The 24,546-nt window shown below is 64.6% G+C and carries 23 protein-coding genes; 11 read left to right on the plus strand and 12 right to left on the minus strand.

The genetic code is table 11. The features are described 5' to 3' along the window. Positions 1 to 14: 14 nt before the first annotated feature. Both HWX55_RS28120 and HWX55_RS28125 read right to left on the minus strand, forming a co-directional pair. Positions 15 to 1,424 (minus strand): heavy metal sensor histidine kinase, encoded by a 1,410-nt coding sequence (locus HWX55_RS28120; protein WP_175978090.1) that lies wholly within the window; start codon positions 1,422 to 1,424, stop codon positions 15 to 17. Continuing rightward, positions 1,421 to 2,092 carry a heavy metal response regulator transcription factor gene (locus tag HWX55_RS28125; protein WP_050017679.1) on the minus strand — a complete coding sequence of 224 codons (672 nt, stop codon included), beginning with the start codon at positions 2,090 to 2,092 and terminating at the stop codon, positions 1,421 to 1,423. Before HWX55_RS28125 ends, HWX55_RS28120 begins: the two co-directional genes overlap by 4 nt. A 232-nt stretch (positions 2,093 to 2,324) precedes the next feature. Here HWX55_RS28125 and HWX55_RS28130 point away from each other — a divergent pair, with 232 nt between their 5' ends. From HWX55_RS28130 to HWX55_RS28175, 10 genes are all read left to right on the plus strand, one after another. Then, on the plus strand, positions 2,325 to 2,678 hold the full coding sequence (locus HWX55_RS28130) for a hypothetical protein (protein WP_175978091.1): 354 nt from the start codon (positions 2,325 to 2,327) through the stop codon (positions 2,676 to 2,678). An 89-nt stretch (positions 2,679 to 2,767) separates the two neighbouring features. Next, entirely contained in the window at positions 2,768 to 3,049 is a 282-nt protein-coding gene (locus HWX55_RS28135) for a hypothetical protein (protein ID WP_175978092.1), read from the plus strand. Next, complete coding sequence (locus HWX55_RS28140) at positions 3,046 to 4,548, plus strand: TolC family protein (RefSeq protein ID WP_175978093.1); 1,503 nt, start codon at positions 3,046 to 3,048, stop codon at positions 4,546 to 4,548. Before HWX55_RS28135 ends, HWX55_RS28140 begins: the two co-directional genes overlap by 4 nt. A 1-nt stretch (position 4,549) precedes the next feature. Beyond that, positions 4,550 to 5,845, plus strand: a complete 1,296-nt coding sequence (locus tag HWX55_RS28145; RefSeq protein ID WP_175978094.1) for a copper oxidase — start codon at positions 4,550 to 4,552, stop codon at positions 5,843 to 5,845. 66 nt (positions 5,846 to 5,911) lie between these two features. Then, positions 5,912 to 6,259, plus strand: coding sequence for a copper-binding protein (locus HWX55_RS28150; RefSeq protein ID WP_050017683.1), 348 nt, complete (start codon positions 5,912 to 5,914; stop codon positions 6,257 to 6,259). Between the two features lie 14 nt (positions 6,260 to 6,273). After that, positions 6,274 to 6,654, plus strand: a complete 381-nt coding sequence (copC, locus tag HWX55_RS28155; protein ID WP_175978095.1) for a copper homeostasis periplasmic binding protein CopC — start codon at positions 6,274 to 6,276, stop codon at positions 6,652 to 6,654. Further along, positions 6,651 to 7,592 carry a CopD family protein gene (locus tag HWX55_RS28160; protein ID WP_175978096.1) on the plus strand — a complete coding sequence of 314 codons (942 nt, stop codon included), beginning with the start codon at positions 6,651 to 6,653 and terminating at the stop codon, positions 7,590 to 7,592. The genes copC and HWX55_RS28160 overlap by 4 nt, the downstream gene beginning before the upstream one ends. A 169-nt stretch (positions 7,593 to 7,761) precedes the next feature. After that, entirely contained in the window at positions 7,762 to 9,576 is a 1,815-nt protein-coding gene (locus tag HWX55_RS28165) for an ExeM/NucH family extracellular endonuclease (protein WP_175978097.1), read from the plus strand. 661 nt (positions 9,577 to 10,237) lie between these two features. Continuing rightward, a complete protein-coding gene (locus HWX55_RS28170; protein WP_175978098.1) occupies positions 10,238 to 12,085 on the plus strand; it encodes a peptidase S10 in 1,848 nt (615 codons plus the stop codon). A gap of 82 nt (positions 12,086 to 12,167) precedes the next feature. Further along, positions 12,168 to 12,560 carry a 2-oxoglutarate dehydrogenase gene (locus HWX55_RS28175; protein ID WP_244140654.1) on the plus strand — a complete coding sequence of 131 codons (393 nt, stop codon included), beginning with the start codon at positions 12,168 to 12,170 and terminating at the stop codon, positions 12,558 to 12,560. Positions 12,561 to 12,643: 83 nt separating this feature from the next. Here HWX55_RS28175 and HWX55_RS28180 read toward each other — a convergent pair whose 3' ends face one another. Continuing rightward, positions 12,644 to 13,723: a zinc-binding alcohol dehydrogenase family protein gene (locus tag HWX55_RS28180; protein WP_175978100.1), complete on the minus strand. Its 1,080-nt coding sequence runs from the start codon at positions 13,721 to 13,723 to the stop codon at positions 12,644 to 12,646. A gap of 109 nt (positions 13,724 to 13,832) precedes the next feature. Between HWX55_RS28180 and HWX55_RS28185 the strand changes: the two genes are divergently transcribed. Further along, positions 13,833 to 14,621 carry a helix-turn-helix transcriptional regulator gene (locus HWX55_RS28185; RefSeq protein ID WP_175978101.1) on the plus strand — a complete coding sequence of 263 codons (789 nt, stop codon included), beginning with the start codon at positions 13,833 to 13,835 and terminating at the stop codon, positions 14,619 to 14,621. 94 nt (positions 14,622 to 14,715) lie between these two features. Here HWX55_RS28185 and HWX55_RS28190 read toward each other — a convergent pair whose 3' ends face one another. The 9 genes from HWX55_RS28190 to traC all read right to left on the minus strand — a co-directional run bounded on the left by HWX55_RS28190 (position 14,716) and on the right by traC (position 24,538). Continuing rightward, positions 14,716 to 16,194 carry an aminotransferase class V-fold PLP-dependent enzyme gene (locus tag HWX55_RS28190; protein ID WP_175978119.1) on the minus strand — a complete coding sequence of 493 codons (1,479 nt, stop codon included), beginning with the start codon at positions 16,192 to 16,194 and terminating at the stop codon, positions 14,716 to 14,718. A 166-nt stretch (positions 16,195 to 16,360) separates the two neighbouring features. Then, entirely contained in the window at positions 16,361 to 16,675 is a 315-nt protein-coding gene (locus HWX55_RS28195) for a TrfB-related DNA-binding protein (protein ID WP_175978102.1), read from the minus strand. A gap of 18 nt (positions 16,676 to 16,693) precedes the next feature. Continuing rightward, on the minus strand, positions 16,694 to 16,951 hold the full coding sequence (locus tag HWX55_RS28200) for a PAAR domain-containing protein (protein ID WP_175978120.1): 258 nt from the start codon (positions 16,949 to 16,951) through the stop codon (positions 16,694 to 16,696). Positions 16,952 to 17,165: 214 nt separating this feature from the next. After that, a complete protein-coding gene (locus HWX55_RS28205) occupies positions 17,166 to 18,158 on the minus strand; it encodes a hypothetical protein (protein ID WP_175978103.1) in 993 nt (330 codons plus the stop codon). Between the two features lie 171 nt (positions 18,159 to 18,329). Next, positions 18,330 to 19,673, minus strand: coding sequence for a virulence factor (locus tag HWX55_RS28210; RefSeq protein WP_175978104.1), 1,344 nt, complete (start codon positions 19,671 to 19,673; stop codon positions 18,330 to 18,332). 134 nt (positions 19,674 to 19,807) lie between these two features. After that, a complete protein-coding gene (locus tag HWX55_RS28215) occupies positions 19,808 to 20,284 on the minus strand; it encodes a hypothetical protein (protein ID WP_175978105.1) in 477 nt (158 codons plus the stop codon). Positions 20,285 to 20,330: 46 nt separating this feature from the next. Next, a complete protein-coding gene (traW, locus tag HWX55_RS28220) occupies positions 20,331 to 20,948 on the minus strand; it encodes a type-F conjugative transfer system protein TraW (protein ID WP_279612701.1) in 618 nt (205 codons plus the stop codon). A 316-nt stretch (positions 20,949 to 21,264) separates the two neighbouring features. Next, a complete protein-coding gene (gene lepB, locus HWX55_RS28225) occupies positions 21,265 to 21,774 on the minus strand; it encodes a signal peptidase I (protein ID WP_175978107.1) in 510 nt (169 codons plus the stop codon). 169 nt (positions 21,775 to 21,943) lie between these two features. Continuing rightward, positions 21,944 to 24,538 (minus strand): type IV secretion system protein TraC, encoded by a 2,595-nt coding sequence (gene traC / locus HWX55_RS28230; RefSeq protein WP_175978108.1) that lies wholly within the window; start codon positions 24,536 to 24,538, stop codon positions 21,944 to 21,946. Between the last annotated feature and the right edge of the window lie 8 nt (positions 24,539 to 24,546).

Below are 24,546 nucleotides of genomic sequence, written 5' to 3' on the forward strand. Positions count from 1 at the left end.
CGGCGGCGCGTCGTCTAACTATCGGTGTCGCGCGGAAAGTAGAGCGCGAACGTCGTGCGCCCGTCGCGGCTCGCGACTTCCACCTTGCCGCGATGCAGCTCCATGATCGACTTCACGATCGCGAGCCCGAGCCCCGCGTTGCGCGCCGCGCCGTGCCGCGACGAATCGATCCGGTAGAAGCGCTCGAAGATCCGCTCGACCTGTTCAGGCGGAATCGCGACGCCGCGATTCGTGACTTCGACGACCGCGTAACCGCGTTGGGTCGACACGGCCAGCTCGATCGTCGACGCGGCTTCAGCGTGTTCGAGCGCATTCGACGCGAGATTGCTCACCGCGCGCCGGAACAGCGTCGCGTCCGCGACGACCGGCGCGTCGCCCTGCACGTCGATGCGCACGCCGGCTTCGTCGGCCAGCGCCTGGAAATACGACGCGAGCCGGCGCAATTCGCTGCCCGCGTCGAGTTCGGCGGCCTTCAGGTGCTGCCGCGCATTGTCGGTGCGTGCGAGAAACAGCATGTTCTCGATCATCCGTTGCAGCCGTTCGCATTCCTCGATGTTCGATTCGATCAGCGCTTCGTATTCGTCGGCCGTGCGTGCGCGCGACAGCGTGATCTGCGACGAGCTGATCACGTTCGCGAGCGGCGTGCGCATGTCGTGCGCGAGATCCGACGAGAACTGCGACAGCCGCACGAACGCGCGTTCGAGGCGGTCGAGCATCCGGTTCACCGACGTGGCGAGTTCGCGCAATTCGACCGGGCCGCCGCGTGCGTCGAGGCGTGCGTTCAGGTTGTGCGCCTCGATGCGCGACGTCTGCCGGCCGAGGCTTTCGACCGGGCGCAGGCCGCGCGACGCGACCGCGTAGCCGAGCGCGGCGACCAGCAGCGCGCCGACGGCCGCCGCGAGCCAGATATCGACGCGATAGCTTTCGAGCAGCGATTGCCGATCGGTCGCCGTGCGTGCGAGTGCGACCTGGATCGCTTCGCCGGACGGCAGTGTCTCGCGTGCGGACACGCAGCGCGACGTGCCGATGCCGGGCGGCGCGCAGGTGAACGGGCGGTCGGCGCTGCCTGCCCGATGCGATGCGGCGATCACCGACGCGAGCGTGTTGCCGGCTTCGTCGGAATGCTCGACGAGCGGGCGGCGTTGCGCATCGTAGATGCCGAGATAGACACCCGGATGCGACAGCAGCACGTCGTGGAACACGGCCGGATCGGCGCGCAGCGCGGCCGTCGATCCGCTGGCGCGCGCGAGCTGCAGGAACTGGTTGAGCTTGCCGGAGATCTCGATGTCGTCGCGCCGCGTCAGCTCGGCGGACAGCGACCGGTACAGATACGCGCCGGTCAGTGCGAACACGAGCGCCGCGACCGCGGCGAACGCGAGCGTCAGGCGCCGCAGCAGCGAATACGATGCGGGACGCGCGGTCACGAACGATCCTCGAGCACGTAGCCCATCCCGCGGATCGTGTGGATCAGCTTCTTCTCGTACGCGTTGTCGATCTTCGCGCGCAGGCGCTTGATCGCCGCGTCGACGACGTTCGTGTCGCTGTCGAAATTCATGTCCCAGATCTGCGACGTGATGAAGGTGCGCGTCAGCACCTCGCCCTCGCGTTCCGCGAGCAGCTGCAGCAGCGCGAATTCCTGCGCGGTGAGGTCGATGCGGGTGTCGGCGCGCCGCACGCGGCGTTTGAGCAGATCGATCTCGAGATCGGCGACGTGCAGGATGTCGCGCACGTTGCGCGGCGCACGCCGCAGCAGCGAGCGGATGCGCGCGAGGAATTCGGCGTACGCGAACGGCTTGAGCAGGTAATCATCGGCGCCGAGCTCGAGCCCGGCGACCTTGTCCTCGATCGCGTCGCGTGCCGTGAGCAGCAGCACGGGCGTCTGCTTCTGCGCGCGCAGCCGCTTGAGCACCTCGAAGCCGTCCAGTTCCGGCAGCATCACGTCGAGCACGACGAGATCGAAATCCTCGTGCAGCGCGAGGAACAGCCCGTCCTGGCCGTTTTCCGCGACGTCCACCGTGTAGCTCGCCTCCATCAAGCCCTTCCGGAGGTAGGACGCCATCTTGGGTTCGTCTTCGACTATCAGTATCCGCATGGTGAGGCAGGCCGTCCGTGATTCCAGCCGGTCAGTGTAACGCCAGAGCGTACGGCGCCGCGCGTGCGCGAACGATGATCGGCGGATGACGGAATTGTCATGAAAGGCCGGTCATGTTTCGGCCATGTCGTCGTCACCGCGGCGGCGATAAGCTGCGGCCGTCTTGTCCCCGGAGCGCGCCGTCGTGCGACGCGCCGGCTCTAACGATCATTGCCTGCCTGATTTCGCATCCATGTCGTACTGGCGCACCTTCCTCGTCGTCGTGTTGCTGGCGCTGAGCCTGCCGATCCAGTCGTTCGCGGCTGTGTCGACGCCGTGCGCGGGCGCCGCCGTGCCGCATCAGGACAACGCGCCGCACACGATGCCGGCCGCGCAGGACGGCCATCACGATCATGGCGATCACGCGCGGCATGCGTCGTGTGCCGCGTGCGTGTCCTGCTGCTTCGGCCCCGCGATGCCGGGCGCGCTCGAGGCGTCGGCCGCGGCGAGCGTCGGCGTCACGACCGTCGCGCCGCCGCGTTCGACCGGGGGCGTGTCGTTCCTGACCGGCGGCATCGACCGGCCGCCTCGCCGGATACCCGTCTAGTTCCTGTCCGCGGCCGACCCGCCGCGATCCGCTATTTGCTCCGGCCATCGCATCACGCCACGCCGGACGACTTACGACGAGACATGTTCATGCGATTGATCATTGCGGCGCTATGGGGCGCGGCGGCCCTCGTGCCGTCGCTCGCGCCCGCGCAAACCCCGTTTCCCGATCCGGCGGACGCCGCCGCGTCGGTGCCGGACGTCACCGTGACGTCCGCGTTCGATGGCTACCGGCGGTATGAGGACGACGCAGGCCCGGGCTGGAAACAACTGAACCGGGACGTGACGGAGCGCCCCGCGAAAGGGCGCACCAGCGGCGGCGCGGCCGGCAACGGCGCGGCTCATTCCATGCACGGAGGGGCCACGCGATGACGACGCTCGCGATATCGCCGAGGATCGGCGCGGCCGCGGTCGTGCTGGCGCTCCTCGCGGGCTGCACCACGTTCTCAAAGGACGGCGGTTTCGACGCCGTGTCGTCGGTCGCATCGGAACGCATCGGGAAGGACGCGGTAGTGGTGCGAACCGACGCCGACCGCGAAGCGGTCGATCGGCGGACGAAGGAATTTCTGGCGAAACCGCTGTCGATGGACGACGCGGTTCAGCTCGCGCTGCTGAACAACCGCGGGCTGCAGGCGTCGTACGCGGAACTCGGGCTGTCGGAGGCCGACCTCGTGCAGGCCGGCCCGCTGCCGAACCCGCGCTTCGCGTTCAGCCGCACGCGTGCCGGCGATGGCGAGCTGACGCTCGGCCGCACGTTCTCGGCGAATGTGTTCGCGCTGCTGACGATGCCGCTGGCAACGAAGATCGAACGCCGCCGCTTCGAGCAGACCAAGCTCGAAACGGCCGATGCGATGCTGAAGGTCGCGGCCGACGCGCGCCGCGCCTACGTGGAAGCGGTCGCCGCCGAGCAGGCCGCGAACTATGCGCAGCAGGTGCGCGACGCCGCGAGCGCGGCGGCCGAACTCGCGCTGCGCATGCGGCAGGCCGGGAACTTCAGCCGGCTCGACTACGCACGCGAACAGGCGTTTCATGCCGACGCGGTCGCGCAGCACGCGAAGGCGCGTCAGCAGGCCGTCGCCGCACGCGAGAAGCTCACGCGTGCGATGGGGCTGTGGGGCGAGCGCACGCGATACGCGCTACCCGAACGCTTGCCAGATTTACCGAAGGCGCGCCCGGACCTGCCCGATCTCGAACGCTTCGCGATGAGCAACCGCCTCGACATCCAGGCGGCGAAGCTGCAGACGCAGGGCGTCGCGTCGTCGCTCGGCCTGAGCAAGGCCACGCGCTTCGTCAACGCGGTCGAGCTCGGTTACGTGAACGACTACGAAACCGGCAAGGGCCACGAGCACGGCTACGAGATCAGCGTCGAGATTCCGCTGTTCGACTGGGGCGGCGCGAAGGTCGCGCGCGCCGAGGCGATCTACATGCAGTCCGCGAACCGGCTCGCGAAAACCGCCATCGATGCGCGCTCGGAAGTGCGCGAATCGTACGCGGCTTACGTCACCAGCTACGACGTCGCCACGCACTACCGCGACGAAGTCGTGCCGCTACGCAAGACGATCTCCGACGAACTGCTGCTGCGCTACAACGGGATGCTCGCGAGCGTGTTCGAGCTGCTGACCGATGCGCGCGAACAGGTTGGCGCGGTCAACGGCTACATCGACGCGCTGAAGGACTACTGGCTCGCCGAAACCGATCTGCAGATGGCGGTCGGCGGCCGGTTGCCGTCGTCGGGTGCCGCGCCGCGCGCGACGAACTCCGCCGAATCAGCACCCGAATCCGCTTCGAAGGCCGACGCTGCGCCGCAGCCGGCTTCCACTCCCGCGGCGCCGTCGGCGCCCGCCACGCAACCGCATCCGGAAGGTCATTGACATGGTGTCCCGTCGACAATTTCTCAGCGGCTCGGGCGCCGCGCTGCTCGGTGCGGCGATGGTCAGCAAGGCCGGCGCTGCATCGCTGCCCGAAGCGCCCACGATGGCGAAAACCGGCACGCAGCCGCCGCGCGTGCCGCCCAACGGCCGCCCGTACACGCCGGTCGCGACGCTGAACGGCTGGTCGCTGCCGTGGCGGATGAAGAACGGCTGGAAGGAATTCCACCTGACGGCCGAGCCCGTCGTGCGCGAGATGGCGCCCGGCATGAACGCGAACCTGTGGGGCTACAACGGCCAGTCGCCGGGACCGACGATCGAGGCCGTCGAAGGCGACAAGGTCCGCATCTTCGTGACCAACCGGCTGCCCGAGCACACGACGATCCACTGGCACGGGCTGCGGCTGCCGAACGGGATGGACGGTGTCGGCGGCCTCACGCAGCCGCATATCCCGCCCGGCAAGACCTTCGTCTACGAGTTCCAGCTCGAAGCGCACGGCACGTTCATGTATCACCCGCACGCCGACGAGATGGTGCAGATGGCGATGGGGATGATGGGCATGTTCATCGTGCATCCGAAGGATCGCGGCACGATGCCGGTCGATCGCGACTTCGTGTTCCTGCTCGCCGCGTACGACATCGACCCGGGCAGCTACACGCCGCGCGTGAACGAGATGACCGACTTCAACATGTGGACCTTCAACTCGCGCGTGTTTCCGGGCATCGATCCGCTGCCGGTGCGCGCCGGCGACCGCGTGCGGATCCGGTTCGGCAACCTGACGATGACGAATCACCCGATCCACCTGCACGGCTACAGCTTCGAGGTCGCGGGCACCGACGGCGGCTGGATTCCGCCGGCCGCGCGCTGGCCAGAAGTGACGGCCGATGTCGCGGTGGGCCAGATGCGCGCGATCGAGTTCACCGCCGATCGTCCGGGCGACTGGGCGTTCCATTGCCACAAGTCGCACCACACGATGAATGCGATGGGCCACCAGGTGCCGAATCTGATCGGCGTGCCGCAGAAGGATCTCGCGAAGCGGATCGGCAAGCTCGTGCCCGACTACATGGCGATGGGCAGCACGGGCGGCGCGATGGGCGGCATGGAGATGCCGCTGCCCGACAACACGCTGCCGATGATGACCGGCACGGGCCCGTTCGGGCCGCTGGAGATGGGCGGCATGTTCACGGTGCTCAAGGTGCGGCAGGGGCTCGGCCGCAACGACTATCGCGATCCGGGCTGGTTCCGGCATCCGAAGGGTACGGTCGCGTACGAATACACCGGCGAATTGCCGGACGGCTGAAGCAGCACGCGGCGGCCGCACCGACGCGGTCGCCGGTTTTCATTCACTCACACGGGAGTCGACACGATGAAGAAGGGACTGGTTTTGATGGCGACGGGGTGCGCGCTGGCGTTCTCCGCCGCGTCGTACGCGGCCGGCGACATGGCCGGCATGGACATGAGCGGCGGCGCGAAGCAGGGCGCCGCGGCGGCGCAGCGCATGTCGCACGGCGAGATTCGCAAGATCGACATGGCCGCCGGCAAGCTGACGATCAAGCATGGCCCGCTGGAGAACCTCGGGATGGATGCGATGACGATGGTGTTCAAGGTCAAGGACCCGGCGATGCTGTCGCAGGTCAAGGTGGGCGATACGATCGACTTCGTCGCCGAGGACGTGAACGGCGCGTTGACCGTCGTCGAACTGAAGAAGCCGTGATGCGGAGCGCGAACATGACCAGCACGATTTCCGGAGGGCTCGCCGCGTTCGCCGCGGCGGCCGCCCTCTTCGCGATGACACCGGTCGCGGCCTCGGCGCACGGCAAGCTCGAAAGCGCCGTACCGGCGGCCGGCAGCACGGTCGACGCGGCGCCCGACGCGTTGCGGCTCACGTTCAACGAAGACCTCGAACCGACGTTCAGCTCGGTGAAGGTGTCCGACGCGAGCGGCAACGCCGTCACGCAGGACAAGGCGAAGGTCGATGCGTCGAATCCGCGCGTGATGACCGTCGCGATACCGAAGCTCGCGGCGGGCGCGTACACGGTGCAGTGGGTGGCGATGACGGCCGATGCGCATCGCACGAAGGGCACGTATACGTTCCGGGTGAAAGGATGAACGACGGCATCGTCGGCCTGCTGCGGCTCGTGTCGGTGGCGATCCAGAACGCCGGGTTCGCGGTCGTCGTCGGCGCGTTGCTCGGCCGGCATTGGCTCGCGCGCGGCGCATCGGTGTGGCAACACGATGTCGGGCGGCGACTCGTCGCGACGCTGCGCAGCGCGTCCGTCGTATCGCTGCTCGCGAGCGTCACCGCGTTCTGGGCGCACTGCGCGCTGATGAGCGAAGTGTCGCTGCTCGACGCGGGGCCGGCGGTTTATTCGATGCTAGCGGGCACCGGGTTCGGCCATGCGTGGCTGGCCGGCACCGTATTCATGCTCGTCGTCGTGCTGCTGTCGTTCGTCACGCATGCGAACGACACGCGGTTTCCGTTCGCGATGGTGGCCGCGCTCGCCGGTGTCGCGCTCGCTCGCAGCAACGGCGGGCATCCGGTGGACGCCGGGCCGTTCAGCGTCCCCGTGTGGGCCGACTGGGTGCATCTGCTGGCGATCAGCGCGTGGGTCGGGCTCGTGCTCGTGACGGCGTTCGGCGTGATGCCGCGGCTCGTCCGCATGCCGGCGAGCGAACGCGCGACGGGCGCATCGTTCGTGCAGTCGCTGTCCGATGCGTCCACTTACGCGCTGGTCGTACTGTTCGCGACCGGCGCGTACAACGGCTGGCGCGGTGTCGATACGCCCGCCAACCTGTTCGCGTCGACGTACGGGCAGATCCTGCTGCTGAAGCTCGTGCTCGTGCTGATTGCCGCGATGCTCGGCGGACACAACCGGTTCTTCGGGATGCCGAAGCTGCTCGCCGCGTTGCAGGACCCGGCCGTCGCGATGCCGGCCGGCGCGTTGAAGCGGTTCGGCACGGTGCTGCGCGTCGAGGCGGTCGTGCTCGGCGGCGTGCTGATGGTGGCGGCCGTGCTCGTGTCGAGCGCGTTGCCGGGGACGGTCTAGCGCGGCGTTTTTTAGGCGGAGGATTCGCGGCATGAGCGACGCGCGGCCGTGAGACGCATGGCCGATCACGGCATGATGACGACAATTACATCGGCCTGTCTGCCGATTACCAAAAACTGTCACCGAGCGCCGCTAAGCTTTCGCCACCCTCACAACCGGGATTCCCGCCATGCGCTCGACAATCCGCCTGTTTGCCCCGCTATTGCTGCTCCCGACGCTCGCCGCGCCGGTATTTGCCGCCACCGCCGCGCCCGTCAGCGCGAACTGCGGCGGCAGCACGACGCCGATCGCCGATATCCAGGGGCCGGGCGCGCCGTCGCCGCTCGCCGGCCAGAACGCGTCGATCGAAGCCGTCGTCACCGCCGATTTCGGCGGCACGGACGGCTTCGGCGGCTTCTTCGTCCAGCAGGCCGACGCGCAGCGCCGCAACCAGCCGGGCGTGTCCGAAGGGCTGTTCGTCTATGCGCCGAAGGTACGTGCGAAGGCCGGCGATCTCGTGCACGTGACGGGCAAGGTCGAGGAGAAATACGGGCAGACGCAGCTCACGCTGGCGGGCGCGATCGCGGTGTGCGCGAACGGCCAGACGGTCACGCCCGCGACGCTCACGCTGCCGGTCGACAGCCCGAACGCGTTCGCCGCGTACGAAGGGATGCGCGTGCGCCTGCCGCAGACGCTGAGCGTCACCGACAACTACGAACTCGGCCGCTACGGCAGCGTGATGCTGAGCAACGGCCGCCTGCGTACGCCGACGAGCGTCGTGCCGCCCGCGCAGGCGCAAACGCAAATCGATGCGAACGCGCGCAACCGTTTGATCCTCGACGACGGCTCGAACAAGCAGAACCCCGCGACCGTGCCGTATCCGGCGCCGGGCCTGTCGGCCGCGAACACGCTGCGCGCGGGCTACACGGTGCGCGACGTCGAAGGCGTGCTCGAAGTGCGTTACGGCGCATGGCGCGTGCAGCCGCTGCCCGGCGTGGCCGTGCCGGTGTTCGACAAGCGCGAGAACCCGCGCACGAACGCACCGGCGCGCGATCCGAAATCGAACCTGCGCGTCGCGTCGTTCAACGTGCTCAACTACTTCAACGGCAACGGTCTCGGCGGCGGCTTCGACGATCCGAACAACCGCGGCGCGAAGACGTTCGAGGAATTCCAGCGCCAGGAAGCGAAGATCGTCAGCGCGCTGAAGGCGATCGACGCCGACGTGATCGGCCTGATGGAAATCCAGAACAACGGTTACGGCGAACTCAGCGCGGTGCGCCAGCTCGCGGCGAAGCTCGGCAGTCACTGGCGCGTGGTCGATCCGGGCACGTCGCGGCTCGGCGGCGACGCGATTGCGGTCGCGATGATCTACGACAGCCGCAAGGTCGAACCGGTCGGCCGCGCGGCGACGCTCGCGATCGACGACAAGAACCGCCAGCCGCTCGCGCAGTCGTTCCGGCTGGTCGGCGGCAACAAGCAGGCGCTGACGGTGGCCGTGAACCACCTGAAGTCGAAGAACTGCCCGGATGCCGCGAACGACGATCTCGACCAGGGCGATGGTCAGGGCTGCTGGAATCCGACGCGCACGCGCGCGGCGGCGAAGGTCGCCGACTGGCTGGCCGGCAACCCGACGGGCGTCAAGAGCCAGGGCGTGCTGCTGATCGGCGACTTCAACAGCTACACGTACGAAGACCCGATCCGCACGCTCGAATCGCGCGGCTATCGCAACCTCGTCGCGCGCTGGATCGGCGCGAACGCGTACAGCTACGTGTACAACGGCGAAGCCGGCTATCTCGACCACGCGCTTGCGACGCTGCCGCTCGCGTCGCACGTGAAGGCCGTGCACGAATGGCACATCAATGCGGACGAGCCGCTCGCGCTGCAGTACACGCTCGCGTACAAGTCGACGGAGCAGCAGAAGACGTTCTACGCGACCGATGCGTATCGTTCGTCGGATCACGATCCGGTGCTGATCGATATCGCGTTGCCGGGCGGCGGGAAGTAATCATGGTGTGAGTTTTTGCGGCGGGCGCGATGGGCGGCAATGCCGGACATCGCGCCCGCCCCGAAAGTCGTTCGAATACCGGGTAAATAATTCCGTGAATGATTAATCGAGCCGGTATTTTATGGATGATGCGCTGCACATCGGCACTTCGGTTGAAAGTGGATTGAGACGGAACGAATCATCGATTGGGGATAATAAAATTGAAAGAATAATCCTGTCGTTTTGAAGGTTTTCGATTTGCTGCGCCAATACGGGAGAGGCCGCTGCATTGCGCGTGAAAAGTAAAATATTCCACGCAGCATTGCTGCCAAAACGCACCTTGCACGAATAATTCCGCTTTCTTTCAAACTCCAGACACTGCCCGCCCTTCGCATCATTGCGGGATTTTTAATATCCGAATGATCTTTGACAACGCGGCGCAGCACCGCCTATTTTTGTCATGTCGTAAATTCCGGTAATACAAAAAGTTGGCCAAACTGCAGGGGGCGCGTCCGGCATCATTCTCGCCAGCAGTTTGCTGTGTCTGTATCAAGTTCAGTCTCTTGGAAGTCCTATCCCCAACCGCCGACTGCCGACCGTGCAACGCGAGTGGCGGGTCGGCCTGCGCGTGTCGCGGGCGTTGGCGGCCTTTGTGAAGCGGTATCCGATATCAAGGGCAGAGATGAAACCAGACAGGAGCAGTACCGGCAGCCGCCGTGTTCGTCGCGGCCGGCTGGCCGGGCTAGGCGCATTGACCTTCATGACACTGGCGCTCGCGGCGTGCGGCGGCGACGATTCGTCGTCCGTCGGCGCGTCGAGTCTCGCGCAGGCCACCGCGAGCCAGCAGGCCAGCGCGCAGGCGGCCGGCACGCAGGCGCCGACCGCCAACCAGCCGTACGTCGACCCGGTCGCGTACTCGATGAACGCGACCGACGGCCTCGCGCCGTCGCAGGTGTCCGAGAAAGCGGCCGTCATGCATTACCAGTGGAAAGGCGGCGGCAAGACGATCGACTACACGACGACCACCGGCCACCTGACCGCGCAAGACGCGAACGGCAATCCGGAAGCATCGATGTCGTATGTCGCGTACACCGCGCCCAGCACGAACGGCAAGCCGCGCCCGGTCACGTTCGTCTATAACGGCGGGCCCGGCTCGTCGTCGATCTGGCTGCGGCTCGGCTCGTTCGCGCCGACCCGCGTGGCCACGCCCGATCCGCTGTTCGGCAACAACTGGCCGAACTATCCGCTCGTCGACAATGCGGAGAGCCTGATCGACACCACCGACCTCGTGTTCATCGACCCGCCCGGCACCGGGCTGTCGGAAGCCGTGTTGCCGAACACCAACCAGAAGTACTGGGGTTCCGACGTGGACGTGAACATCATGCGCGACTTCATCCAGCGCTACCTGAACGTCAACAGCCGCGGCACGTCGCCGATCTACCTGTACGGCGAATCGTACGGCACGCCGCGTACCGACATGCTCGCGCTCGCGCTGGAATCGGCCGGCGTGCACCTGACGGGGATCGTGCTGCAATCGGCGATCCTGAACTACTTCGCGGACGCGGTGGAAGCGGTGGCGATCACGCAGTCGACCGAAGGGCTGCTGCTCGATACCGATACGGTGGCCGGCTATCTGCCCGGCTACGCGGCGGTCGCCGCGTACTTCAACCAGGTGTCGCCGGCGCCGGTGAACCAGGATCTGTACGCACTCCAGACGGAACTGTTTACGACGCTGATCTACAGCCAGTTGCAGAAGTATTCGCAGTCGTGGGTGTTGAGCCAGCTCGGCATTCCGGATGCGCTCGGCACGCCGGTGTTCCCGAGCGATGCGACGCTCAGGCTGTGGTCGATTCCATCGAGCCTCACGCAGCAGGCGCTGCGCGACTACTTCAACGCGAATCCGTTCGGCACGAGCCTGCTGCCCGGCACGACGATCGGCCGGTATGACGGGCGCGTGTCGTTGCCGAACTCGGACCCGCGGCTGCAGAACGACGGCGATCCGTCCGACATCCTGATCTCGCAGCCGTTCACGAACGCGCTCGCGACGCAGATGCCGGACTACCTCGGCTATACGGCCCCGAACGCGACGTACCTGCCGCTGAACGACGACATCATCGGCGTCTGGGACTTCTCGCACGACGGCCAGCCGATGCCGGACACGATCCCCGATCTGCTCGGTGCGCTGCAGCTCAACCCGAAGCTTCGCGTGCTCGCGGAGAACGGCTACCACGATCTCGCGACGCCGTTCTTCAACACGGAGAAGCAGCTCGCGCGGCTGCAGACGGTGAAGGGCCTGCATCCGAAGCTGCAGGTGAATTTCTTTCAGGGCGGTCACATGATCTATCTGGACGACGTCGCCCGTCCGCTGATGAAGCGGGATTTGCAGACGTTCTACAAGGGCGCGCGGATTCCGACGGCGCTGACGCTGCACACGCTGCCGCCGCCGTGGCCGGACGAAAACCCGCCGAGCGTACCGACCGGCAGCGCGCCGGGTGCGACGACCGCGACCACGCTGGCGGTAGCCCCTTGAGCAACGGAGTCCTTATCAAAGGAACCTTCTATTCATCCATTGAATGCGAGCGATCATGTCCCTAATCCAATTGATGCGGCGTATGTCTCCGTTGATCGTGCTCGGCGCCGTGATGAGCACTGCCTACGCGTTGCCGCCGCAGGCGGTGGCGCCGGTGAAGCTGCCGCACGGCGGGCGCGGTGTCGACGGTCCGTTCTTTCCGGCCACGCGGGCGGCGCCGGTGTTGCCGTCGACCGGCGCGACCCTGCAGCAGCAGGCGCAGCAGCGCGTCGACGCGAGGCTCGGCGGCAACACCGTGCTGAGCAACGGCGCGGCCGTGACGAAGGCGCAGGCGCAGAGCAGCGGGCTCGGCTTCGTGTCGAAGCACTTCGACGAGATCGATGCGAAGCACACCGGCCGCGTGACGATGAGCGATGTGCGGCAGTTCATCCGGCAGCGGCAGGCGCAGGCGCAGCAGGAACAGCAGGACGAGTGACGTAGCAGGCAGGGCGGCGGCCGGCGTGGTTTTCCGTCGCGCCGGCCGCCGAATTGGACGCCTGGGCGCGTGCGGCGTGCAGGCTAAGGCGCGATCACCGTCATCCTGAACGGCCCGCCGTGTTCGGCCGCATGCGCGACCGCGTCGTTCGCGTCGTCGAGCGCGAAGACCGTCACGTCGAAGTGGCCGAGGTCGAGCAGCCCGCCGCGAACGAGCCCGGTCATCAGCGTCACGGCTTCCGTCGGGTACATCCATTTGCCGCGCAGCGTGATGTCGTTGCGCATGATCCACGGATACGGCAGCTCGAGCCCGGCCCCGCCGAGCATGCCGACGCCGCCCATCAGCACCACGCGCCCGTACGGACGCACGGCCATCACGGCCGCCCGCACCGTCGTCGCCGGCACCGACGGCGGCATCAGGTCGATCACGCAATCGATCGGCCCGGGCGCCGCCTGCTGCATACGGGTGCGGTCCGCGGTTTCGTCGCCGGTCAGCTCGACCGTGTGCACGCGATCGCCGAAGCGGCGTTCGAGATCCGCCAGCACGCGCGCATTGCGGCCGGGCGCGACCACGCACCGCGCGCCCATCGCCAGCGCCACCGCGATGCACGCGCTGCCGAAATTGCCGGTCGCGCCGCTGACGAGCAGGATTTCGCCGGCGCGCAGGTCGGACGCAAGCAGCCCGCCGTAAGGCACGAGCAGCGTATTGAGCGCGCACCAGCGCGCGGCGTCGGCCGGCGCGATCGCGCCGATGCGCACCGCGTTCTCGGTCGGCACGCGCAGCCGCTCCGCGAACGGACCGTCGTGAAAGTAGCGTTGCAACTGCTTGCCGCCTTCGCCGCGCGCGCTCCAGCCCTGCAGCACGATGTCGGGCTGGAGCGCGTCGTCGCGCGAGCGCACGGTCGGGTCGCAGAACACCCAGTCGCCCGGCTGCAACTGCGTCGCGTCGGGGCCGGTTTGCCGGACCCGGCCGATCGCGCCGCAACCGGGCACCATCGGCAACTCGATCGGATAGCGGCGCTCGCCGCTGAACACTTCATGCGCATAGGACAGCACCGGCGTCGCGACGACGTCCACGACGACTTCGCCGGTGCCGAGCACGGGGTCCGGCATCGTTTCGATCGCGAGCGGCTGGCCCAGCGACTTCAGAATCGCAGCTTTCATGACGCTTCCCGAGGGTGAGGACGCGTCGATTCTGGCAGGCTTAGAATCGGCAACAAGGCCCGGCGCGAGCCCAGGATGGGCCGATACCACCCTGCACGGAGCGAACCCGATGACCGTCACCACGCGAACCCCGTTCGGCGATTTCCTGCGCTCGCGGCGCAAGAAGCTGCGCCCGGACGCCGTCGGCCTGCACGACGGCCCGCGCCGGCGCACGCCCGGCCTGCGGCGCGAGGAAGTGGCGGAACTGGCGGGCATCGGCGTCGACTGGTACGTGCGGCTCGAGCAGGGGCGCGACGTCAATCCGTCGGATACGACGCTCGACGCACTGGCGCGCGCGTTGCGGCTCGACAAGGCGGAAGCTGCCCACTTGCGCACGCTCGCGCGGCGCGATGGGTCACCTGCGTTCGTGCCGGAACGCGTGCCGCCGGCCATCGCGCGGCTCGTCGCGCATCTTCAACAGCCTGCCTACGTGACCGGCCGACGCTGGGACATCCTCGCGTGGAATACGGCCGCGGCCGATCTGCTCGGCTTCGACCGGCTGGCGCCGGCCGATCGCAACATCCTCGTCTACATGTTCGAGGCACCGTACGCGCGTGCGCTGTTCGCCGCGCGCTGGGCCGACGAGGCGCGACGGATGATCGCGCTGTTTCGCACGAACCACGATCTCTACGCGAGCGACCCGGCGTTCGTCGCGCTGGTCGCGCGCTTGCGCGCCTGTAGCGAATTCTGTCGATGGTGGGATACGCACGACGTGCGCAGCGGCGTGTCGGGCGAGAAGGTGCTCGTGCATGCGCAACGCGGCACGCAGCGCTACGAGTACGCGACGTTCCAGGCGAACGACGATCCCGCGTTGAAGCTCGCGATCTATACGCCGGTGAACGGCGATGAAGAGACGTGATGCGGCGGTGACGCGCGCCACCGGCGGCCACACGGCGAAGCATCGGCTTCATGCGTGAACGCAGGTGGTCGGTCAGGCGTAACGGCAGGGCGGCTTACGCCGTGCGTCGTTCGGACAGCCGATTCCACAGCATGCCGGAGCGGCTGCCGCTGCGGCAATACGCGAGCACCGGCTTCGGCAGCGTGTCGACCAGTGCGCCGAACGCGTCGACTTCCGCGTCGCCGATGCGGTCGCGTTCGACCGGCAGGTAGCGCGCGTCCATGCCCAGTTCGCGCGCGGCGGCGGCGATCTCCTCGAACGCCGGCTGATCCGCGCCTTCGCCGTCCGGCCGATTGCAGATCACCGCACGGAAACCAGCATTGCGGATCGCCTTCAGGTCGGCCGGCGTGATTTGCCGCGACGCGGTGAAGCCGGTCGTTGCCGCCGCCCGACATTGCTCGATCGCCCGCGCGAAACATGCGATCGCGAAGTCGACGTCCTGTTCCGTCGTGAAACGCCCGAAACTGATGCGCACGGTGCGGCCGGCCGTTTCCGCATCGAGGCCGATCGCGGTCAGCACGTGGGACGGCGCGCCGCTGGTCGAATTGCAGGCGGAGGTGGACGACACGGCAAGCGCTTCGCCGAGCATGAACGGGAAGAAGCCCGGCGCATGTACCGTCAGGCTCAGCGTGTGCGGGATGCGGCGCGCGGCGGCCGCGTTCTGCGTGACGTCGCCGAGCGCGGACAGCGCGCCGGTGAGCCGCGCGCCGAGCGCCGCGATCCGTGCGGCTTCGCCGTCGAGTTTTTCAGCGGCGAGTTCGCACGCGACGCCCATGCCGACGATCTGATGCGTGGCGAGCGTGCCCGAACGCAACCCGCGCTCGTGGCCGCCGCCGTGGATTTGCGGCGCGATCCGGCTCGCGATCTCGCGGCGGACGAACAGTGCGCCGATGCCTTTCGGGCCGTACACCTTGTGGGCGGACATCGACATCATGTCGATGCCGAGCGCGCGCACGTCGATCGGCGTCTTGCCGAGCGCCTGCGCGGCGTCGACGTGGAGCAGCGCGCCGGCGGCGTGCACGATGCGGGCGATCGCGCCGATGTCGGTCAGCGTGCCGATCTCGTTGTTCACGAGCATCAACGACACGAGGCCGGTGTCGGGGCCGATCGCGGCCGCCACGGCGTCGGCGGTGATTTCGCCGTTCGCGTCGGGCGTCAGGAAGGTCACCTGCATGCCATGCTTCGACAGGTTCGCCATCGTGTCGAGAATGGCCTTGTGCTCGAGGCGGCTCGTGATCAGGTGGCGCTTGCCGGTCGCGTTTTCCGCATAGCCCTTCAGCGCGAGGTTGTTCGATTCGGTGGCGCCCGACGTCCAGACGATTTCGTCGGCGTCCGCGCCGATCAGGGCGGCGACTTGCGCGCGGGCGTGCTCGACCTTGTCTTTCGCGAGCCGGCCGGCGGCGTGCGAGCTGGATGCGGGGTTGCCGAAGATGCCGTCGAAGCCGAGACAGGCCGTCATCGCTTCGATCACGCGCGGATCGGCGGGCGTCGTGGCAGCGTAGTCGAGGTAGTGCAGCGGGGTGGGTTCGCTCATGTCCGTCTCTTGCTGATTGCGTAGTGACGGAAATGATACGGGGGACAGAAGGGAAAAAGGATCCAAAGTTGGCTGGGGATTCGGCTCGAAGTGGAATTATGTTTTCTATGTGTGGGAAATAGCGGAATTCGTTTCTCCGTGGCTTCGCTGGCCGGAATCGCCGCGATTACGTCGCCGCGTCGGGGCCGGGTTGGGTCGATAGCCGGTGCGCATCCCGCACCCATGCCAGCAGCGCCTGCTCGTACCTCGACGGAATCGTGACGGTGAGCGTCGTGAGGCGGGCGGCGTTGCATGGCAGATCGAGATAGCGTCGCCAGGCTTTTCGCACAAGTTGCGACATCGCGGAGTGCGTCATGCCGAGTTCGGCGGCCAGCGCCCGTTGCGATCTGCCCTTCACGAAAATCTCATGCAAGGCCCACTGATTCAGCGGCTTGATCCGCGTATCCTGCATCCGCAACAGCAGGAACTGTTCGGCGGTCATGCGTCGGGGCGTCGGCATTCAGATTCGCCCCGAATGTCGAAGCGACGAGATCAATTCCGCGCCGCACGAAGTCTTGTGGCCGTCGAACGCGGCGGCCCCGCCTTCGATGTCGAAGGCCGGGTCGCCTTCGGCAATCGTGCAGGCGCCATGAATCGGACACGAGCACGCGTCGCCGATACGAGCGACCGCGCGCCCCATCACCATGCTTTTTCGGGCGCCGGATTCGACCCGGCCGCCGTGGGTGTGCGTATCTTCTACCCGGATAATTCCCCGCATGGGATTCCGTCCTCCAAATGGTTTGAGGTCTGACGCGGCGATCACGTTCGGATGAAGCGATTTGCCGCGCCGGTGTGCATCACCATGAATAGCCCTGCATGCCGTAATTTGTATCGTGTCGGCGTCCCCACCACGGCAGGTCGCCGCCGAAGTGATTGATCCGGCCGATTGTGAAACGCAGACGATCCGACCCAATAATTGTTTGGCATCCAGACTATTGAATTGGCTCGCAATTCTTCCGATCTTCCTCCGATGGTCCGCGGTGTTGGGCCGCATCCATCCAACCCAGATTAAATTGGGTATAACTGTAGTGGCATAACAGCGTGGGCTTTCCAGCGACGCTTTTGTCATCGACGGTTAAGGCGTCAAGTGTGAGAGGCACAGAAGGAAATGTAACATCAGCTAACGCGATTTGATTGGCTCTATACTTGATATTGAACTTTCCAACCCAATATTCCGCCGCCTTGCCTGATACGACACGATAGCCGGTCGGCGCTGTTTTTGGTGAAACATAATACAAGGCCATCGACTGATGTAGCCGCACATCATCGCCCCCCGAAAATCGAAATAGGTCGCTGGGAACAAATAGATCGGTCGGATAATTCTTTCTTTCATAATGCGGTTTCGGTTGTCTAGCAAAAATCCATTGATGCTCGTCATCGTAAACGACCAACTGAATATCTATAGCCACAGGGCTGGCGAGAGAATTGTAATCTTCAATCTGCATGTAGCTCGGATAGCGATTCCCTTTATCGGCAACAAGGTCATCGGGAATTGCAAACACGATTTCTGGGTACTTATTGAATGCACCCATGAAACGATATTTGGTGCCGGGTACATAGGCGGAGATCGGGCGGCGCATGGGTAAATTCGTACCTTGGACTTTCCAACTAATCGGACGTGCATCCAGAAGGCTTTTCCAATCGGGCTTTGTTCCGCTCTTCAAGGCGACCAGATTTTGCCGTTTACAGTCGCTGCTCCGATCATAGCAACTATTATACAAATAAAGACTGATGCCCTCGTTTTCCAGCGTCAACCACGGACGTGGTTCAGCCGGAAAGCTATAAATTTTCTCGTAAGATCTCGTTGAAAAATGCGGCACAATCATCGGCGGGCAACCGGCTAGCAACACACTTATCGGCAGCGCCACGATCAATTTTATCTTTTTCAAATATTTGGATTTTAATGTCCGGAGCATGCTATTCATACCATTCCGCTATTTTCATATCGTCATTGTTAATCTGGAATCATGGTGGTGACGAAAGGAAACGCCATGAGCGCCACCAAACCGGGCGCGATAGCAAATGGCTGCACTCGACTCCTGTTACTAGACGCGGCGGTTACGTTCACATGCAGCGCGCCGCCAAGCCGATGTGCATCACCACGAATAACCTTGCATGCCGTAATTTGTGTCGTGTCGGCGTCCCCACCACGGCAGGTAGGCATTGTTGCCGCCGCGTGCGCGGAACCAGTCCTTGTCGGGATCGATTGGTGTGAGCTTCGACGGCGGCAGGACGACGACCGCGACGGGATGCTCGGGGTCGGTCGTGCCAGCGACGAGTGCGTTGCCGCCGAAGTGATTGATCCGGCCGATGGCGAGCGCGACGTCGGTCAATGCGCTGCCTGTTCCCATGTCGCCGAGTAGGGCGGCTGTGTTGAAGGTCTGTTTGCGGTGGTCGTATTCGGGGAGGGTTTCGGTCAAGGTCTGCGCGAGCACGGCAAGACGTGCGGACGATGCGTCGCTGCCTTTACCTGCGTCGTGAACGATGTAGTTGAGGTCAGGGACCGTGATGCCGGCGTTGCGTGCCGCTTGGTCGATGGTCGCCTTCCACGCCTGCACGGCGCGGGTCGTGCCTGCCTTCTGCGGAAAATCATGCGTGTTGCCGGTTGCGGCTTTGCCGATCCAGGAGAGCGGTTCACGCTCGGTGTTGAACGTCGGACCGGCGAGGAACAGCGCGACAAGGTTCTCGTTGATCTGTGCATCTGTGGGCGGGAAGTTGGGTGCGTCCCAGTTCACTACCCAGACGCTCTTGTCGGGATTCGCCTGCAAGTAGTCCAATGCGTTGTTCAATGAAGTGAATCCGGCGTTCGCGCCGCCTTGCGTGGCTTGTACGTCGGGGAGCTCGTTGCGGCTCCACATCGTTGGAAAATACCGATTCCCGATCGAAAACGTCCTTCTAATCGAGTCCTGCAAGTAGCTTTGCGATTCGGCCGCGTCGAGTCGTTCCGGAATCGCAAGCTCGACACGGATGCCAGCCAACTCGCGCCAGTCCCTTTTATCGTCAGGTTTGACCGTGTAGAAGTATTTCGCGTTGCTCGCGTAGCGTGAGTGAAGCAGCAGCGGGAACTTGGTCATGTACTTGCGATAGAAACCTCTGAATGTTTCTGCGCCTTCGTTTCCATATACCAGCGCGCCAATCGATTGAAGCGTTGCAAAGGACTTCGGATCGGTCCGCACCATGTCGTCGTTCTTGTTCGGAGACGCGAGTCCTTGCGTCCACAGCAATTGCCATTCTGTCGGGTAGTCCATGCGTTGCAATGGATTCAACCAGATCAAACCCACGACCTGCGCGACGAACGGCTTCGCTGGCTCTTCCGCGGACGGCCCCGCATGCGTTACCGGTTCCGTCGCGGGTGCCGCGTGCGCTGACCGTACCGTGGCCGTGGTGAACAGGAGCACCATGAGCGCAGCCAAGCTGGGTAAGACTACAAATCGTTTCATCCAATCTCCTATTTCCAGTTGTATCGGATCCGGTTGTTCTACGTGCGCCATCAATGAGGCCATGAGTACGGCCGCGATCATCCATGCCGCGACCGCAACGGCGACACGTCGTGGCCATGTAGCAATCAGTGCCCTCATATCGCCCCCCCGACCTTCAGATAGAACTGACCTTCTCGTTCATCCGTGATCGTGTCCGGCATGTTGCCTTCACTGCTCTCCGCATGTATCCATTCATGCATCGGAAGCTCGTCAAGCTCGACCTCGCTCAGATGCTCGGCGAGGACCGCAGCAGGACGGTGGATATCATCTACAGCACCCGCCACAACACGAAAGGTTTCCCCGCTGCTGTCTCCTACGATCTGGCGGTGAGGTTGAGCGGATAGACGAGCGACCCTGCTGTCGTACGGGCTCGCGCGCCAGTAGTAAGTCGCGAGCACCCCCTTTCCTGAAACGACGACCTGATCATTGGTGACGTCTACGACATACCCCGTCGGCTCGACTGTCGCATTGAAGTGCTGAAGAGCAGCAGCGCCGTCGTGGGGCGAGTTCTTCTCGACGACGTCGATAACGGCCGGGTCGGCAGTAAAGTCCAGACGGTCATAGTTGTTCATCGCGATTCCGATAAATTGGGAGGTGACAGGTGGTTTGGTCGCCGGGTCAACGCAGTTGCTCCGCAGGTTCTTCCTCAAGAAGCAGTTGGTTGCCGCGCTGGCTGATGACGGCCGGCACGCGGGTGATCCCGAAACGCTGGCTAAGGCGACCCTGCTGATCGAAATACACTTGCCGTTTCCACGACTTCGTCAGGTCAAACCACGAACCAGCAGTCAGGATCGGTTTGACGGAATCGCCGGAGCGGGACGCGAGCGCCTGAACCGCCTTAACCTGAGCCGGATCACGGCCGTCGAAGAACACCAGGCGCTCGTGCAACGTGACAATGTCGAGCGGATTGATACGCGTGCCGGCGGCGACGATCACGGCGCCCTCGTCATTGGTGACGGGTTTTGCGTAGGTGACCGTCGGATCGATCAGGCGACTCGAGTACTCGCTGACGGTTGAAATACCCGGCACCGGGGGCAGGGACGTGACGTCATGCAGCGCGCGCTGACGTGCACGGCGCTCGACGGTCGCCAGCCCACCATTGGCTTGCAGTTCGAGCAGGCGATGCTTCAGCATCGCAATCGCGTCGTGCTCGGCGATCGGATACGTCGGGCCAACCACGCCCAAGTCGTCCGCAACCGCGGAGATTGGGGATGCCGCGAGCGTCAATGCCGCGATCCACGTGACGGCCGGGCGTCGCACAAGCCATCGGAATTGGAGCCGAGCAACGAGGGAGCAGATCGACGTTATCGCCGTTTCCAATACTTGAAGAACTGAGAAACGAGGGGTGCTACTGCCGTGCAGATATGCCAGGCGCCCACGAGCATCACACCAAGCCAGACTACGGTCACGACGGCCAGCACGAAATGCATATTCCCGGTGGCGAATCCGACGCAAATCAACACGAGAGAAATCAACAAGCAGACAAGTTCCAGCATTGGAATCTGAGCCCCCAGTCGAAGGGTCGGCCGCCGTGATGAGGGCCCGGCAGCGGTTAAAAAATTTCATAGGCCTCCCCGACGATTGCGGTTTGAGGAACGGTGCCGGCGATCGAGTACCGCGAATCGAGGCTGTTCGGGTTCGGCGTGGCCACGAAGTAGTGTCCGGGCGGAATCACGCTGTCTTGGGTCGGAAACAGCGCCATCCCTGCAAGCGAGAGCGGCTTGGCGTAGCCGATATAGGTCTGATTGACCCAGACGTTGCGACCAGCGACGCGCACGACATCACCGGGCAGGCCCGCGACGTGTTTGATGAAAGTCAGCCCCGCCGGGTAGGTCGCCCCACCGTGCCACCGAAATGCGATGGTGTCGCCGAGGCGCGGCCGACAGGGGCCCTTGCGGATGAAGTAGAGTGTCCCCGGCAGACTGGTCGACATGTTGAACGTCAGCCCATACCAGGGCGTGAGCCCCCATGCGACAGCCGCCACGATCGCCAGGGCGACCACGGTGCGAACAAACCGCCGATAGCGAGCCAGACCGCTGGTGTAGGCGACGAGCGCGATCACTGCTCATCTCCGCGAAGGTCGGCTCTTGCGGCAATCGCACACGCCGATCGACGCAAGGCAAAATAAGCTGTTACGTTTGCAAGGGCCGCCGCACAAGTACTGGCCGAACCGAGCACCAATGAGGCGGCAATCGAGATAAGGCCTGTGAGTACGAGGTCGTGTCGCATGTTCATTTCCGTTTGGCTTGGATCAGGGCGCGGATGGCGTCTTCGGTCGAAGTGCCGCTGGTACGCAACCGCTCCATGAATTCGTAGTCCGGCCCCTTGGTGGTTGCCATGGCCAGTGTGAATTCGTCGGGGATATGGCGCAGCAGATGAGTGCCCCCGTTCGGGTCGACAAGGACGAACTCGCTATAGCGACCGGGTACCGGGCGCAGCGACTTCAACATGCGCTTCAACCCCGGTGACAGATCCATCACATCGCCCTTCTCAATCTTCTTGAGCGTGTCGTCGCTTTGCTTGAGGTGGAACTTCCATGCGGAGTTGTCGAAGGCGGCCTGCGTAGCCTTGTTCATCCCTGCATCGGTGATCGCCTGCGTCGCGAAAAAGAAACTGCCTTCGTATTTGCGCGCACGCCGATAGCCTTCTTCCATGAAGTCGGCCGACTCTTGATCGTCACCGACGATCTGCCAGCCCTCGTCCTGCAGGAACAGCTTCGGCCGCGACCGGTCAAAGCGGTACATTTCGTTGGTGACCTGATTGGTCAGGCCGAGCATGATCACCGTGCGCAGTTGGGGATCGCTGTTGAGGTGCTCGAGCTCAAGTCCCACCACTTCGTTGTCGAGCCGTACGTTGGTGCGCCCGTTGACGTAGTCACCGTAAACGCCCCCCTTGCAGAACGGTTCCAGACGCACGGCAAGCTCATACGCGATGCGCTCGGGTTGCCCGTTCTGGTCCTTCAGGCCCAGCAGGGCGTCTCGCACTAACGTGGGACTGCCTTCCTGGCCGTAGTCCTTCCATACGATGCGCACTGCGACATCGAGCAACGCGCCCTCGAACGGGGTGATAGGAGCGGTCGGCGATACCATGCGCGCGATAATCGGCCGGATAAATTTCACCTCGCTGTCGAGACCATTTTCGGTATCGATGCCCGCAGTGGAAAACGCATTGATGACGATTCGCGACCCAGGCTTGAAGTCGATGTACTGTCCGTCGCCCATGGCGATCTGCTTTTCATACGAGTAGCCCACATCGCAGACCCGGACGATTCCGCCGACCGAGCGAAACGCTCCGATGATTTCGTTCAGGAGCACCGATTTACCGGCGCCGGAAGTACCATCCACAAAGCCGTTGTAGTTCGTTCCGCTCGAATAGAGGTCTACGAGCGCGGGTGTACCGCGGTGCCCAAAAAACAGCAGATTGGCTCGTCCACTGGTACCCGACCACTCGCCCAGCACCGGCGCCATATCGGTCGCGTTCACGGTGGTCTTGGTAGTGATCAACCGGAACTTCTTGAGGTCGTCCCGCATGTCGCTTGTCAGCATCATGGGCAGGGCCGACAGGAACGTCGTGAGCTGCTGGGTCAGCATCGGGAACAGCTTGAAGCGCTCCGAGCGCCAGATTCCCTTCGCGGCCGCCACACACTGCTCCATCTTCTTGCGTGGAGCGAACAGCGTCAGCGTGTGATAGAGCTCACACATCGAGCCGCCTTGCGTGAGCTGCATCGAGACGGCTTTCCAGTCCTGGTTCTGCAGGGCGAGTTCCGGCTGCAGCTTCGCGATCTTCGACTCGGCGTTCTGTGTCGCGCGGGCACCACGCAGAGCGGCCCGTGTCTCGACGGCGGTCTGATCGAGAATCAGGACGCCGAGCGTGATCAGGTACGGGCAGGGGTATTGATGGACATCGTTGAAGAGCGAGCCTACGATGTTGTTCATCTCCCACAGTTCTTTGCTCTTCGGATACTGGTGCACGCCAAAGCTACGCACGGCGATGCGCGCGTCGGGCTCGTCCGCCTCCTCAGGCGGCACGCCATAGAGCAAATGCTTCGCCTTCACACGCATGTGGTGACCGAAAGCCGTCAGTTGGTCACGAATGGGCTTGTCGTCGCTGTAGGTCTGATCGATCGTCTCAGCTCCATCGCCAAAGAACGCACTGGGGTTGAGGATCGGCCAGAGGAAGCGCTTCAGATCGTTGGGCTCCGCAGTACGGCTTGCCAGGCTTGCGGAACTCAGCGTCGCGCCGACGACGTCGCGAATATTCTGGATTTCTTCGATCAGCTTCAGATCGTCGAGCGAGCCCTTGCGCACGATCGACAGCAACAACCGCTTGTCCGTGATCGAGTAGTTTTGGCCCAGAAACAGCGGCTGGCCGAGTTTGCCGCGGATGAACGCGGCGCGGCGCTCGGCCTGCTCCAGATAGAACGAGGGTGCACGTCCCGCCTCAGCGTACTCGCGCCGCAAGTCGACGTAGGCGTTCAACGACTCCTCGATGATGGGGTCGCCCAGCAGCATCCATTGAAGCCCATAGCCGGCAGGAACCGAGTCATATAGGCCGTGGAGACTGCGAGTCAACTCCGCGTCAGCGCCCGTCTGCGGTGCAACTGCAAGCACGAAGCCAACCGAATCCGTGTTGTAGTAGAGCTCCGTGGCGGGGTCGTACTGGTCATACGGCAGCAGGTTATGAAGTCCGACTGTCTCGACGCGCCGCTGGTCGGCAGCGACGGGTGCGGGCGGCCCGAGGTCGTCCTCGGTGCCGAGGATTGCTTCGCTGATCGCTGTTCGCGCGAGCGATTTCGCGTCGTCGATCCAGGCCTGCAGGGTGCTCATCGATGGCT

Source organism: Burkholderia sp. BCC1047 (assembly GCF_902833155.1).
Lineage (GTDB): Bacteria > Pseudomonadota > Gammaproteobacteria > Burkholderiales > Burkholderiaceae > Burkholderia > Burkholderia sola.